The 12,659-nt window shown below is 64.1% G+C and carries 10 protein-coding genes; 3 read left to right on the forward strand and 7 right to left on the reverse strand.

Annotated features, from left to right (window positions below):
- Positions 1–92 precede the first annotated feature (92 nt).
- Positions 93–887, forward strand: a complete 795-nt coding sequence (locus tag CWB41_RS08995; protein ID WP_115837142.1) for an SDR family NAD(P)-dependent oxidoreductase — start codon at positions 93–95, stop codon at positions 885–887.
- Between the two features lie 2 nt (positions 888–889).
- Here the strand turns inward: CWB41_RS08995 and queD are convergent, their stop codons facing one another.
- The 7 genes from queD to CWB41_RS09030 form a co-directional block, all read right to left on the reverse strand.
- Positions 890–1,246 (reverse strand): 6-carboxytetrahydropterin synthase QueD, encoded by a 357-nt coding sequence (queD, locus tag CWB41_RS09000; RefSeq protein ID WP_115837025.1) that lies wholly within the window; start codon positions 1,244–1,246, stop codon positions 890–892.
- A 47-nt stretch (positions 1,247–1,293) separates the two neighbouring features.
- Complete coding sequence (gene queE / locus CWB41_RS09005) at positions 1,294–1,926, reverse strand: 7-carboxy-7-deazaguanine synthase (RefSeq protein WP_115837024.1); 633 nt, start codon at positions 1,924–1,926, stop codon at positions 1,294–1,296.
- A 79-nt stretch (positions 1,927–2,005) separates the two neighbouring features.
- Complete coding sequence (gene trxA / locus CWB41_RS09010) at positions 2,006–2,326, reverse strand: thioredoxin (protein ID WP_115837023.1); 321 nt, start codon at positions 2,324–2,326, stop codon at positions 2,006–2,008.
- 100 nt (positions 2,327–2,426) lie between these two features.
- The gene (gene addA, locus CWB41_RS09015) at positions 2,427–5,870 is read right to left on the reverse strand and encodes a double-strand break repair helicase AddA (RefSeq protein ID WP_115837141.1); all 3,444 of its coding nucleotides are present in this window, start codon (positions 5,868–5,870) and stop codon (positions 2,427–2,429) included.
- Complete coding sequence (gene addB, locus CWB41_RS09020; protein ID WP_115837022.1) at positions 5,867–8,989, reverse strand: double-strand break repair protein AddB; 3,123 nt, start codon at positions 8,987–8,989, stop codon at positions 5,867–5,869. Before addB ends, addA begins: the two co-directional genes overlap by 4 nt.
- Before the next feature lie 130 nt (positions 8,990–9,119).
- A complete protein-coding gene (locus CWB41_RS09025; protein ID WP_115837021.1) occupies positions 9,120–9,488 on the reverse strand; it encodes a cell division protein ZapA in 369 nt (122 codons plus the stop codon).
- 17 nt (positions 9,489–9,505) lie between these two features.
- Entirely contained in the window at positions 9,506–9,787 is a 282-nt protein-coding gene (locus CWB41_RS09030; RefSeq protein WP_115837020.1) for a DUF4164 family protein, read from the reverse strand.
- Between the two features lie 587 nt (positions 9,788–10,374).
- On the opposite strand from CWB41_RS09030, the gene gap reads away from it, so the two are divergent.
- Positions 10,375–11,382, forward strand: a complete 1,008-nt coding sequence (gene gap / locus CWB41_RS09035; protein WP_115837019.1) for a type I glyceraldehyde-3-phosphate dehydrogenase — start codon at positions 10,375–10,377, stop codon at positions 11,380–11,382.
- A complete protein-coding gene (locus CWB41_RS09040; protein WP_115837018.1) occupies positions 11,379–12,602 on the forward strand; it encodes a phosphoglycerate kinase in 1,224 nt (407 codons plus the stop codon). The genes gap and CWB41_RS09040 overlap by 4 nt, the downstream gene beginning before the upstream one ends.
- The last annotated feature ends 57 nt before the right edge of the window (positions 12,603–12,659 follow it).

The raw sequence follows: 12,659 nt of genomic DNA on the forward strand, positions 1-12,659 counted from the left end.
AAACACTCTTTGGGACACGTTTGCGTCAGCCACTATAGCGCACCAGATAAGTCAGGGATAAATCCGCAACGGGCGAAGCAATGGAGAAGGCAATGCTGATCGATCTTTCCGGCAAGAGCGCGGTCGTGACCGGCTCGACACGCGGCATCGGCTTTGCCGTCGCCAAGGGTCTGGCGGAATCGGGCGCACGGGTGGTCGTCAACGGCCGCGGCCAGAAGGCGGTCGATGAGGCGGTCGCAGAGCTGAAGAAGGCCCTGCCGAAGGCGCAGCTTCAGGGCGTCGCCGCCGATCTCGCGACAGAGGCGGGGTGCGAAGCCCTGGTCAAGGCCGTGCCCACGACGGATATCCTCGTCAACAATGTCGGCATCTTCAATCCGCAGGATTTCTTCGAAATCCCGGATTCCGAATGGCAGCGCTTTTTCGAGGTCAACGTGATGTCCGGCGTGCGGCTGACGCGCGCTTATCTTCCGGGGATGATCGACCGCAAATGGGGGCGGGTGATCTTCATCTCTTCGGAATCGGGGCTGAACATCCCGGTTGAGATGATCCATTACGGCTTCACCAAGACGGCGCAGATCTCGATCGCGCGGGGCATCGCCAAGCGCGCCGCCGGCACGGGCGTGACGGTCAATTCCGTCCTGCCGGGGCCGACTCTGTCCGACGGTGTTGTCGATTTCCTCGAGAAAATGCCCTCGGAGAAGGGAGCGTCATTGGAAGAAACCGCCGCCGCGTTCGTCAGGCAGCACCGGCCGAGCTCGATCATCCAGCGCGCCGCGAGCGTCGAGGAGGTCGCCAATCTCGTTGTCTATGTTGCCTCGCCGCAAGCCTCGGCGACGACTGGAGCGGCCTTGCGCGTCGATGGCGGCGTGGTCGACTCGATCGTGTAGTCTTAACGCCCCTCGTATTCCGCGTAGCAGTCGCGCGTCTCGAAGACTGTGACGGCGGCGAGCTGCGGCAGCGCCGGCCTGATCTTCTCGTAGATCCAGACGGCGATGTTTTCGGCTGTTGGATTTTCGAGGCCCGCGATCTCGTTGAGGCAATGATGATCGAGCTGTGCGTGGAGCGGCGCGAAGGCTTTCTCGATGTCGAAGAAATCAATGACGAAGCCGGTCCCGGAATCGACCGGACCTTCGAGCCGGAGTTCGACGCGATAGGAATGGCCGTGCAGATTGCGGCAGCGATGGCTCGGCGCAACCTTCGGCAGGAAATGCGCCGCCTCGAACGTGAAAGCCTGGGTGATCTTCATCTGGGTCAATCTTCAAGTCGTGCAGATGCGAAACATCGCATTCGCCTTCACGGCAAGCCGATCAGCTTGTGGGTTTGCAGGCTCAGCCGCCAGCGCGGATGCGCCAGGCAATAGGCTGCCGCCTGGGCGGTGTTGGCGGCCTGCGCCGGGCCGTCCATCGGTTGCAGGAAGAAGTGCCGGAAGGCAAGCCCTGAAAAGCTTTCCGGGTTCTGTCCCGCTTGCGGAAAGACGAGCTTCAACTCGTCCCCGCTCGTGAGAACCAGCGGCGTCCCGGCCTTCGGGCTGACGCAAATCCAGTCGAGGCCTTCGGGCGGGGCCAGCGTGCCGTTGGTCTCGACCGCGCAGGAAAAGCCCTTCGCATGGAGCGCGGCGAGCAAAGCCGCGTCGAGTTGCAGCAGCGGCTCGCCGCCGGTGAAGACGACCAGCGCCTGCGCCGTCTCGCCCTGCCATTGCGCCGCGATGGCCTCGGCAAGCTCGCCCGGCCCGGCAAACTTGCCGCCGCCGGGGCCGTCCGTCCCGATAAAATCCGTATCGCAGAAATCGCACTGCGCCGCCGCGCGGTCGGCCTCGCGGCCGGACCAGAGATTGCAGCCGGCGAAGCGGCAGAAGACGGCGGCGCGCCCGGCCTGCGCGCCTTCGCCTTGCAGCGTGTGGTAGATTTCCTTGACGGAATAGGTCATCGGCGCGATCCGGGAAGCCAAAAAGCAAAAAGGACCCCTCGCGAGGTCCTTTGCCTGATCTGGCGTGAGCCGTTGGGCGTCAGAGCGCCGCCGAAATCCATTTTTTCAATTCGCCCTTGGGCGCGGCGCCGACCTTCTGCTGGGCGAGCTTGCCGTCCTTGAACAGAAGCAGAGTCGGGATGCTGCGGATGCCGAAGGCGCCGGCGACGCCGGGGTTCTCGTCGACATTCAGCTTCACGATCTTCACCTGGCCCTTTAGCTCGTCGGCGATCTCCTCAAGCGAGGGGCCGATCATCTTGCAGGGGCCGCACCATTCCGCCCAGAAATCGACAACGACGGGTTCCTTGGCGCCCTCGACCTCAGTCTTGAATGTGGCATCGGTAACTTTAACAGTGGCCATAAGTGCCTCTTGAGCTCTTGCCGGGGGACCATTTTCCCGAAGATATCTTGTTTCAAAGTAGGAAGCAGGGTTCCTACCGTCAAGCCGACGCGCCCGCTTGTCAGACGAGCCTTGCCAGCGCCGCATCGAGCTGCGCCGCGGAAAGCTCGGCGATTTCCGCCTCCGTCGTCCAAATCAGCAGGCAGCGCAAGTGCTTGTCCGGCCAGAGCGGGGCAAGCAGGGCGCGGTAAAGCGCCATCTGGGCGATATAGGATTCGGGTGTCGCGGCACCGGCCACCGGCGCGCCGGTCTTGTAGTCGGCGAGGATTACCTCGCGCTCCGATTCGGCGATGCGGTCGATCTGGCCGAGGACGTCGCGGGTCGCGCCGTTCGGCAAGGTCACGGTCCCGGCCACCGCCGCCTCGGCGCGGGCGTGCGGGCCGAAGAGTCCGGCGAGGGCCGGTGCTTCGAGCACGCCCAGAACCGTCGCGATCAACTCTCCGGCATCGGCATAATCCGGCGCCCGCACGTCCAGAAAGGCTTTGGCCGCCGCGCGGCGCTGCCCGGCTTCAACCTCCGGCAGATATTGCAAGAGCGTATGCACCAGCCGCCCACGCTGAAGCGCGGCGCGGCGTTGTGCGCTCGGCGGCGGCACTTCGGGTTCTCCGGCGGCGAGGGCGTTCGAGGGCCGCAGCGGCGGCAAGGGGGCAGCCTCGCGCGGCGCGGGTTTCGAGAGCCACGCCGGTAAAGCGGTGTCGGCCGCGGTGGCTGGTCGCGCGTCCGCGACAACGCGTTCGACCGTACCGGGTGCGGCGTAGCGCCAGATCGTCTCGTTCTTCTCGTCCCAGAAGGCCGGGACTTCGACGAATTTGTCGTCCCGCACGGCGGCGATCATCCGCGCCCAAGCGCGCTCGTTCGGTTCGGTCTTGTTGAAGAAGCCGCTGATATAGAGCCGCTCCTCGGCGCGGGTCATTGCCACATAGAGCAGGCGGCGATGCTCGTCTTCCGCCGCATCGCGCGCCGCTTGCCGGGCCCGCGCCACCGCCTCGGGATCGTCGCCCTGGCGCGGCGACCACGCGAACACTTTGGAACCTGGCTTGCGGCCATCGAGCACATGCAGCCTGGAATCGTGCCGGCCGCCCGGCGCGCCGCAGGTGTCGGGCAGGAAGACGACCTTGGCCTCGAGTCCTTTGGCGGCATGGACCGTCATTACGCGCACGGCGTCGGCCGCCGATTCCATGTCGCGCTTGATCGAGAGTTCGAGGCTTTCGATCTCGGCAAGGAAGCTGGACAGCGCGCGCGTGCCTTCCTTTTCGGCGCGCAGCGCGAGGCGCAGGAATTCGTCCATCGCATCGCAGGCTTCGGGCCCCAGCCGCGCCTCCATCATCCGCCGCCCGCCGTCCTCGCTCAGCAGGCGGGCATAGAATTCGAAGGCGGAGCCGGGCGCCCGCGCGCGCCAGCGCAGCAGCGTCGCGGTGGCGGCTTTGTCCTTCGCCTCATCCGAAGAGGCGAGCGCGGCAAAGAGCGAGCCCGCACGGCCCGGCGCCAACCGCAGCAGATCGTCGTCATCGAAACCGATGAGCGGCGATTTCAGGACCGCCGCCAAGGTCAGATCGTCTTGCGGCAGCAGCGCCGCATGACCGGCGGCGATCAAATCCATCACCGCGATATGAGCGAGGAGATCGAGCCGGTCGGCGCCCGCGACCGGCACGCGCACCTGTTTCAAGGCGCGGATGATCGCGTCGAAAAAGGCGTTGCGCGTCCGCACCAGGATAAGAATATCCCCGGCGCTGATCGGGCGGAAATGTTTGGCCTCGCCATCATAGACAAGCTCGCCGGAGGCGGGCGCGACGAGCGCCGCGATCTTCTTGGCGACACGCTGGGCGAGGATGTTCGCGGGGTCGCTCTCGTCGATGAGATCGAGCGGCAATTTCCAACTGTCGCCGTCCGCCTCCGGGCCTTCGGCGGCCGACACCGGCGCCCAGATCTCTATCAGGCCCGGCAGGTTCTCCTTCAGTGCCTCATGCCCCATCCACGTATCATCGGAGACAAGGCCGCGCTGATGCGCCGGCGCGGAAAAGACCTGATCGACTGTTCCGAGCACCGCTGGCACCGAGCGGAACGAGGTCTTCAGCGGCACGGACTCGAACGTCTGTCCCGCCTGCGAGAACTTCAGCGCGAACCGGCGGTGCATTTCGTGGAACATCTCCGGCGCGGCGCCCTGGAAGGAGAAGATCGACTGCTTCTCGTCACCGACGGCGAAGAAGGTGCGCACCTTGTCGCTCGCGCCAGCGCCGGCGTAAAACTCGCTCGCGAGATGTTCGAGGATGCGCCATTGCGCCGGGCTTGTATCCTGCGCTTCATCGACGAGGATATGATCGATGCCGGAATCGAGTTTATAAAGCACCCAGCTTGCATCCGAACGCTCGAAGAGCGCCAGCGTGCGATCAATCAGATCGTCGAAATCGAGCTTTCCCCGCATCGCCTTCAGCGCCTCGTAACGGGCGAAGATCGCCGCGACGAGCGTCGTCAGCGCGAGCGACTTTTCGAGACATTCGGCGGCCTTGCGCAGCGCACGAAGGCCATCGAGGCGCACCTGCTCCTGCTGCAGCTCTTCGACGAGATCAGGACGCTTGGCGGCGAGTGCCTTGGTGACAAGCGTCTTGCGCATCTCACCTTTGGCGGTGAAGAAAATCTCGGAATAGGCTTCGAGACAATCGGCGCGGCCTTGCGCGCCGCGTTTATGCGCTTCAGCCGCAAGACGAAACAAGGCGGCTCTGTCGCCGTCCGTCTTGAGACCCACCCCGAGAAATTCGGCGAAGTCTCGCCAGCGCGCCGGGCCGACGCCGCCCTCGATCATATCCGTTTCGATCGTTTCGATCGTGGTGCCGTCCGGCAGTTCCAACGCGCAGCCGAGGTCGCGCGCGGCCTCTTCGGCGTCGTAATGGTGCAGCAGCGCGCGATGTTTGGTCGCCTCTTGAAGGAGCGTGGAGAAATCGTCCTGCGAGGTTTCGGCGGCGAGCGTGCGCAGCGCTTCGCCCAGCGCGCCTTTATCCTGTTCGGCCGTGGCCAAGGCGTCGCGCCGCGCCAAGGCAAGCAATTCCGCATGGCCGAGATCGTCGAGCACTTCGAAACGGCCCGGCACATTGGCCTCGAAGGGGAAAAGATGCAGCAGCCGTTCGCAGAAGCCGTGGATCGTATGAATCTTGAGTCCGCCCGGCGTCTCGACCGTGCGGGCGAAAAGGCGGCGGGCGAAGACGAGCGTTTTCGCATCGACTTTCGGCGCGCCGGTCTCGGACAGCTTTGCGGCGAGCGCGGCATCATCGAGCGCCGTCCATTCCGAAAGAGTCTTGAAAACGCGCCCGGCCATATTGGCGGCCGCCGCCTTGGTGAAGGTGAGGCAGAGGATTTTCGCCGGGGGTACGCCCGCGAGCAGAAGCCGCAGCACGCGCTGCGCCAGCACATGCGTCTTGCCGGAGCCGGCATTGGCCGAAACCCAGACGGATTTCGCCGGATCGGACGCCTTGCGCTGCTGGTCGGTGACATGTTTCGGGATGGTGCTCATGCGCCATCCTCGCGGCCGGCCGCCCATTCCTTGACGCGGGCAAGGTGATCGTAGGCGCTGTAGCGCACGGCGAATTTCGGATAGGGCCGCGATGGATAGCAGGTATTCGCATCGCGAAACTGATTGAGCAGCGTGACGAGTTCGACGAAGTGCTTTTCCGAGACTTCGCTCAGCGTTTCGCCGCTCTTCTTGAAAAGCAGCGGGCGTTCGTCGCCGCCGTTCTTATCAAAGAGCTTCACATAGATCGCTTCGGCGACATTGGTGCCGAGGGGCAAGTCGAAGCCGCCCCGCGCGACCATCGCCGCCTCGAGCGTCAATTGCGGTGCGAAGCCGACGCGCACTTCCTCGATGCCGGGCGGCTTGCCAGTCTTGTAATCGACAAGGCTTACGCGGCCATCGGAATGATGCTCGATCCGGTCGGCCGTGGCGGACAGGGTGAATGTCGTGCCATCGTCAAGCGGGATCGCAATCTTGCCGTTGCGCTCGACATCGAGCCGGACGAGGTCCGCACGGCGGCGGTGCTCGAAGTCGAGATAGAAGCGCGCCGCTTCCTTGAGGCGCGGCCAGGCGAAGGCACTGAAATCGGGATCGGCGCGCTCGCTCGCGAAGCTGTCTTCAAGCAGCGCGGAAAAAACCGCCGCGGCATCCGCCGGCAAGGCTCCGCTCGGGAAGCGTTCCCCGAATTTTTCCAGCACCGCGTGCAGCAAGGAGCCTATGTTGCGCCGTTCGCCGATCTCGGCCGGCTGCGGCAGCTCCCTCAGGTTCAGGCAATATTCGGCGTAAATCGAATAGGGATCGCGCCGCAGGGTTTCGATCCGTGTCACGCTGAGCCGTTGCGGGCGGAGCGCCAGCGGTGGTTTCGGTTCGGGCCGGCCGATGGGCGGGCGCGCCTCGCCCGGCCTGTCGATGGCGCGGGCGAGATGCAGATAATATTCGCCGCGTTCGCGGCAGTTCTTGAATGCGTTGCCCGCCAGCGCGGTGAGGCGCTGCACAAAGCGCGATTCGACCATCGGAGTGCCGTCGCGTTTGCGGGCACGGCTCAGGATCACGCGCTTATGGCCGAGAGCCATCACGAAATCATGCGCCGTCTGGCCGATGCGGCGCTCGGGCGGCGTCAGACCCAGCGCATGGCGCATCGGCCGGTTCAGAAAGGCATCACTCTGCGCCTGCGGCGGCCAGACGCCTTCGTCGAGCCCGCCAAGCAGCATTACATCCGCAGGCATGAGCCGGGCTTCGAGCAAGCCGAAAATCTTGAGGCGCGGATGTGTTCGCCGCGCCCGCCGCAGTACCTTCTCGCCCATCACCTCGGCAAGAAAGATCGCATAGCCTTCCGCGTCGAAAAGAAGGTCCGGTTGATTGGCTTGCAGAAGCGCGTCGAAAAGATCATCGAGCGCCACGGCGTCTTCGCTGAGCGCAGCGTCTTCGCTGCGCGTGATCTCGGCGAGCGCGGCCCGATGCGCCGCGATCCAGGGCTGCAAGTCGCGCGAACCCGCGATTGCTTTCAAAGGCGCCAGCGCCGCGTCGAGCCGGTCGAGAAGATCGGCAATCCCGGCCCAATCCGCATCGCCAAGCGCCTTTTGCGCCGGATGGGCGAAACGGTCTTTGGCCGCCTCGCGTGCGCCGGCGACAGCGGCGGCGCGTGTCGCATAGCTCGACAAAGGCGTTTCCTGCCGCAAAAGCCCGATCTCAAAAAGCGGCGCGCGTTCCAGAATCTCCGCGCGCGACAGGCCGAAGCGAGCGGCTGGATGCGCAAGCAAAGCGACAAGGCTTGCCGCATCTTCCGCCTTGGCAGCTTCGGCGGCGCGTAATGCCAGTGTGCCGGCGGCGGTGGCGCTGAGAGGTTCGCCAGCGGAATCGTCGATCTCGATGCCGAAGCGGGTCAGTTCCGCGCCGACGCGGCGGGCAAGGTCGCGGTCGGGCGTTACCAGCGCCGCCGTTGCGCCCGGCGTCTCCAGAACCTCGCGCAGGGCGATGGCGAGCGCCAGCGCCTCTTCGCGCTCGTCGGCCGCTTCGATCAGGCTGACGTCGGCGAGCGCCGGGCCGATTTCTGCGAAAGCGGGATCGTCGCGAAAGGCCTGCCATTCCTCGGTCGTGTCGGCGGGACGTAGGGCCTCGGAAAGAACGCGCGCGCGGCTGACGAGATGTGCCGGCGGTGCGGCGAGTTCCGTCACCTCGGCGCGTGAGACGCCAAGAACCGGCAGCAGCCGGCGCAGCGCCGCTTGCGGATGGCTGAAGCCGGGATCGCCCGCATCCTCGGTGTTGACCCGCGCCCAGGCGCGTTCGTCGAGGTCGAGATCGAGCCCCGGCAGGACGACAGCGCCTTGCGGCGCCCCGGCCAGCGCCGCAAGCAGTTTCGCGGTGGCGCGATTGGTGCCGGTCGAGCCGATGGCGATCACCGGGCCTTTACTTCGCCCGGTCGCGATCTCCGCGATCTGCGCCGTAATGAGCAGAACATGCCGCCGCGCGGCATCGACGAGATTATGTTTGGCGAGAATCGACGGCCATTGAGCGATGGCGATGTTGAGAAAGTCGAGCGTCACGCGCCAATAGCGGTCGAACTCCGGCAGAACCAGCGGATCGAGCTTTTCCCAGGCGACATCCTCGATGATCAGTTCGTCGATCAGGCCGGCAAGCTCGCCTGCCAGATGCCAGGCGTCGGTGGTCGATGTGCCGACAAGACATGGCTCGCGCGAATCGGTGATGTGTTTGCCATCCGCGCCGATCGAGACGATGGCGCCGTGCAGTGCCTTGGCCCAGATATGGACGAGGCGGCCAAGCTGCATCCGCCGCCAGATATCACCCGCCGCTTGCGGCAGCGCGGTGCCCGGCGCATCGAAACCGGGAGCGGCGAAAAGCAGATCCGTTTCCGTTGCCTCGAGGCCGCCGAGCGGCAGGATGCGGGGCAGGAGGGTCGCCGGCCGCCCGAGGGCGCGGGCGAATTCCTCGCCCAGCGCGCGCGCGGCGCGCTGCGTCGGCACATAAATCGTCGCGTCCGCCATGTCCAAGGCGCCGCATGCACGCGAAAAACCCGGCACGATGCGGCCGTCGAGCAGCGCGGCGGAGAAACATTCGAGAAAGGGCGCGCCCGGCGCGATGGTGAAGACGTTTTTTCGGGGCATAGTCAGGGTCGCGCGGCGCCCGGCGCGGAATGCGAAAAGGGCATCCCGCGTTTTCGCGGAAATCCCGCTCTAAGTCTTTAGAAATCGATCAGGTCTTTAGAAATCTGAGGCGTTCAGCCCGAAACTGGCTCTAGCCGCGACTGACGCCATTGAGGTTCCCGGCTAAACGTTCGATCCGCGCCGCCGCCTCGCCAAGCGTATCGGCAAGCTTGTCGGCCCATTCGTCCTGCTCGCTCGCCAGATTGGTCTCTTTCGAGTTGAGGTTGACGACCTCGACTTCAAGTTCGGCGATGCGCCGCCGCGCCTCGGCCAGTTCGTCGGCGACCGTGATGGCCGCCATGATGGTCAGCCGCTGGTCTCCGATCTCGCCGAAGTCGCTTTTCAGTTTTTCGATCCGCTGATCGAGCTGCCGGGCGAGGCCCCGCAGATGCGCTTCTTCTCCGTCGCCACAGGCGACGCGATAGACGTGATTTGCGATGGTGACTGTCACTTGCGCCATGGCGCGACCCCCTCACGCTACATCACAACGTGCGACATCATTTCTTCGATTGCTTCCCGCGCCTTGGCGAGCCGGCGGGCAACTTCATTGTTCGCCAGTTCCAGCGATTGCGTGCGGGCGACCGCGCCGTCGAGTTCCACCGCCAGGCGTGCCCGATCATCCTGCAACACCGCGAATTCTTCTTCCACGTCGCTGCGCTGCTCGGCGACTTTCAGACGGCGCTCGGAAGCCGCCTCAAGTTGATCGAGCGCAACCGCGAGGCGTTTTAGCGCATTGTCTAGTCGATTGGCGGTTGTCATTTCGGTCGCAACTCAAAGACTTGTCGATTAGGCGCTGCTTCCGCCGGGCCGTCAACGCCACACCTATCCACTATTCACAGTCAATTCATGTGGCGGCTCCGATACTTAATCGTAGCATTTGGATGGGTTTCTCCGGTTCCGTCGCGGCAGATTTGGTTTGCGTGCAGCGCAATAACGGCGACGGCAATTCTTGCCGGATTGCGCGGAATGTCTTTTGGGGCGGGGAAATTATGGGAATCACCTCTTGGCGCGGCCAATTAAGGACTTCACCAAAACCGCGATTGCCGATAAGCCTCGGCGCGGGTCAAGCTAGGGGGCTCGGCGTCCGCTGCCGAGCGGAAGGGTTGAGCTTGGCGCAGGCGGACGCGAAATCGGGGGAGTATGGCCGGCTGATGGATTTTGCATCTAACATTCTGAAATAGTTAACATATCTAAGAATGAGTGGCATGGGAAATCGCGGCGGTGCGCGACCTGTATACGAGGGTAGCGCCGGCCGTTAGTCAAATTGACTTCCGAAAAAGTGGATGCCTAACAGGTGCGGCTCGATCCGGGCTTATGCGCCGTGCATCTAGAGGAGGCTGAGGTTTATGGCGGTGAATGTTGCAATCAACGGCTTTGGACGCATCGGGCGCAATGTTTTGCGCGCGATTGTCGAGTCCGGCCGTCGGGATATTAACGTCGTCGCCATCAACGATCTCGGCCCCGTCGAAACCAATGCCCATCTTCTGCGTTTCGACTCCGTGCATGGCCGCTTTCCGGGGGAAGTGAAAGTCGACGGCGACACGATCGACGTCGGCCTCGGTCCGATCAAGGTGACGGCCCTGCGCGACCCGGCGGAACTGCCGCACGCCGCGCTCGGCGTCGAGATCGCGCTTGAATGTTCCGGCGTCTTCACCTCGAAGGCGAAGGCTTCGGCGCATCTCAAGGCCGGAGCCAAGCGTGTGCTCGTTTCAGCGCCGGCCGACGAGGCGGATCTGACGGTGGTGTATGGCGTCAATCACGACAAGCTTTTGCCCGAGCATCGGGTCGTTTCGAATGCCTCCTGCACGACCAATTGCCTCGCGCCGGTTGCCAAGGTGCTCAACGACACGATCGGTATCGAGCATGGCTTCATGACGACGATCCATTCCTATACCGGCGACCAGCCGACGCTCGATACGATGCACAAGGACCTGTATCGCGCCCGCGCGGCGGCTTTATCCCTGATCCCGACATCGACCGGCGCGGCGAAAGCCGTCGGTCTGGTTCTGCCGGAACTCAAGGGCAAGCTCGACGGCTCGGCGATCCGCGTGCCGACGCCAAATGTCTCGCTCATCGATTTCAAATTCGTCGCCAAGCGTGCCACCAATCCGGCCGAAATCACCGATGCGATCAAACGCGCCGCCGCGCAAGAGCTCAAAGGCATTCTGAGCTATACCGACAGCCCGAATGTCTCGATCGATTTCAATCATGATCCGCATTCGTCCGTCTTCCATGTCGATCAAACCCGGGTCATCGACGGCACGCTCGTGCGCGTCGTATCCTGGTACGACAACGAATGGGGCTTCTCCAACCGGATGGCGGATACGGCAGTTGCGATGGGGAAACTTGGATGACACGGACAGCGCCGCTCGCGCCCTTTCCAATCCTGGACGACGCCCAGCTCGCCGGTAAAAGGGTGCTGATCCGCGTCGACCTCAACGTGCCGATGGATGGCGCGAAGGTGACGGACGCGACACGTATCGATCGTATACTGCCCAATCTGCAGGAGATTGCCGCCAAGGGCGCGAAGGTCATCATCCTCTCGCATCTCGGCCGTCCCAAGGGCCGTGAGGAAAAATATTCGCTGCGCCCGGTCGTCGCCGAATTGTCGGCGCGGCTCGGCAAGCCGGTGGCTTTCGCCGCGGATTGCATCGACGAAGAGGCGACCAAAGCGGTCGCGGCGATGCGCGACGGCGATTTCCTGCTCCTCGAAAACACCCGTTTCCACGCCGGGGAAGAAAAGAACGGGGAAGCTTTCATCGATCAGCTCGCCGTGCTCGGCGATGTTTATGTCAATGACGCTTTCTCCTGCGCGCATCGCGCCCATGCTTCGACCGAGGGACTGGCGCGGCGGCTGCCATCCTTCGCCGGCCGCTCGATGCAGGTCGAACTGGAGATTTTGACCAATCTTCTCTCGCATCCGGTGCGGCCGGTCATGGCCGTTGTCGGCGGTGCGAAAGTCTCGACCAAGCTCGAACTGCTCGGCAATCTGATGCGCCGCGTCGACATTCTTGTCATCGGCGGCGGCATGGCCAATACCTTCCTCGCCGCGCAAGGCAAGAAGATCGGCAAGTCGATCTGCGAGATGGAGCTTGCCGATGTCGCACGGCAGATCATGGCTGAAGCGGCGGCCGAGAATTGCGAGCTTGTCCTGCCGGTCGATGTCGTGGTCGCGCAGAAATTCGCCGCCGGCGCGCCCTCGCGCGTTATTTCGGTGGACGAGGTCGGCGACGAGGACATGATCCTCGACATCGGACCGAAGTCGGCGGCGCGGGTCGAGCTACTGCTGGAGAAGGCGCGCACGCTGGTCTGGAACGGCCCCTTCGGCGCCTTCGAGATTTCACCGTTCGACAAGGGCACGACAGAAATCGCGGCGGTCGCAGCGCGTCTCACCAGGTCCGGCCAGCTCGAGAGCATCGCCGGCGGCGGGGATACGATCGCGGCCCTGAACAAGGCCGACGCCGCGAAGGATTTCACCTATATTTCGACCGCTGGCGGCGCTTTTCTCGAGTGGCTCGAAGGCAAGAAGCTGCCGGGCGTCGAGGCGCTGCGGCTGAACGCGCGACGGGCCTGATTTGTCGCTTGATTTGCAACACAGACCGCGTTCAGGAAAAGTGGAAACCGGTTTCCC

Source organism: Methylovirgula ligni, from assembly GCF_004135935.1.
GTDB lineage: Bacteria > Pseudomonadota > Alphaproteobacteria > Rhizobiales > Beijerinckiaceae > Methylovirgula > Methylovirgula ligni.

Coding starts and splice junctions, on each gene's coding strand:
- CWB41_RS08995 (WP_115837142.1), top strand. CDS start 93: ATGCTGATCGATCTTTCCGGCAAGAGCGCGGTCGTGACCGGCTCGACA.
- queD (WP_115837025.1), bottom strand. CDS start 1,246: ATGAAGATCACCCAGGCTTTCACGTTCGAGGCGGCGCATTTCCTGCCG.
- queE (WP_115837024.1), bottom strand. CDS start 1,926: ATGACCTATTCCGTCAAGGAAATCTACCACACGCTGCAAGGCGAAGGC.
- trxA (WP_115837023.1), bottom strand. CDS start 2,326: ATGGCCACTGTTAAAGTTACCGATGCCACATTCAAGACTGAGGTCGAG.
- addA (WP_115837141.1), bottom strand. CDS start 5,870: ATGAGCACCATCCCGAAACATGTCACCGACCAGCAGCGCAAGGCGTCC.
- addB (WP_115837022.1), bottom strand. CDS start 8,989: ATGCCCCGAAAAAACGTCTTCACCATCGCGCCGGGCGCGCCCTTTCTC.
- CWB41_RS09025 (WP_115837021.1), bottom strand. CDS start 9,488: ATGGCGCAAGTGACAGTCACCATCGCAAATCACGTCTATCGCGTCGCC.
- CWB41_RS09030 (WP_115837020.1), bottom strand. CDS start 9,787: ATGACAACCGCCAATCGACTAGACAATGCGCTAAAACGCCTCGCGGTT.
- gap (WP_115837019.1), top strand. CDS start 10,375: ATGGCGGTGAATGTTGCAATCAACGGCTTTGGACGCATCGGGCGCAAT.
- CWB41_RS09040 (WP_115837018.1), top strand. CDS start 11,379: ATGACACGGACAGCGCCGCTCGCGCCCTTTCCAATCCTGGACGACGCC.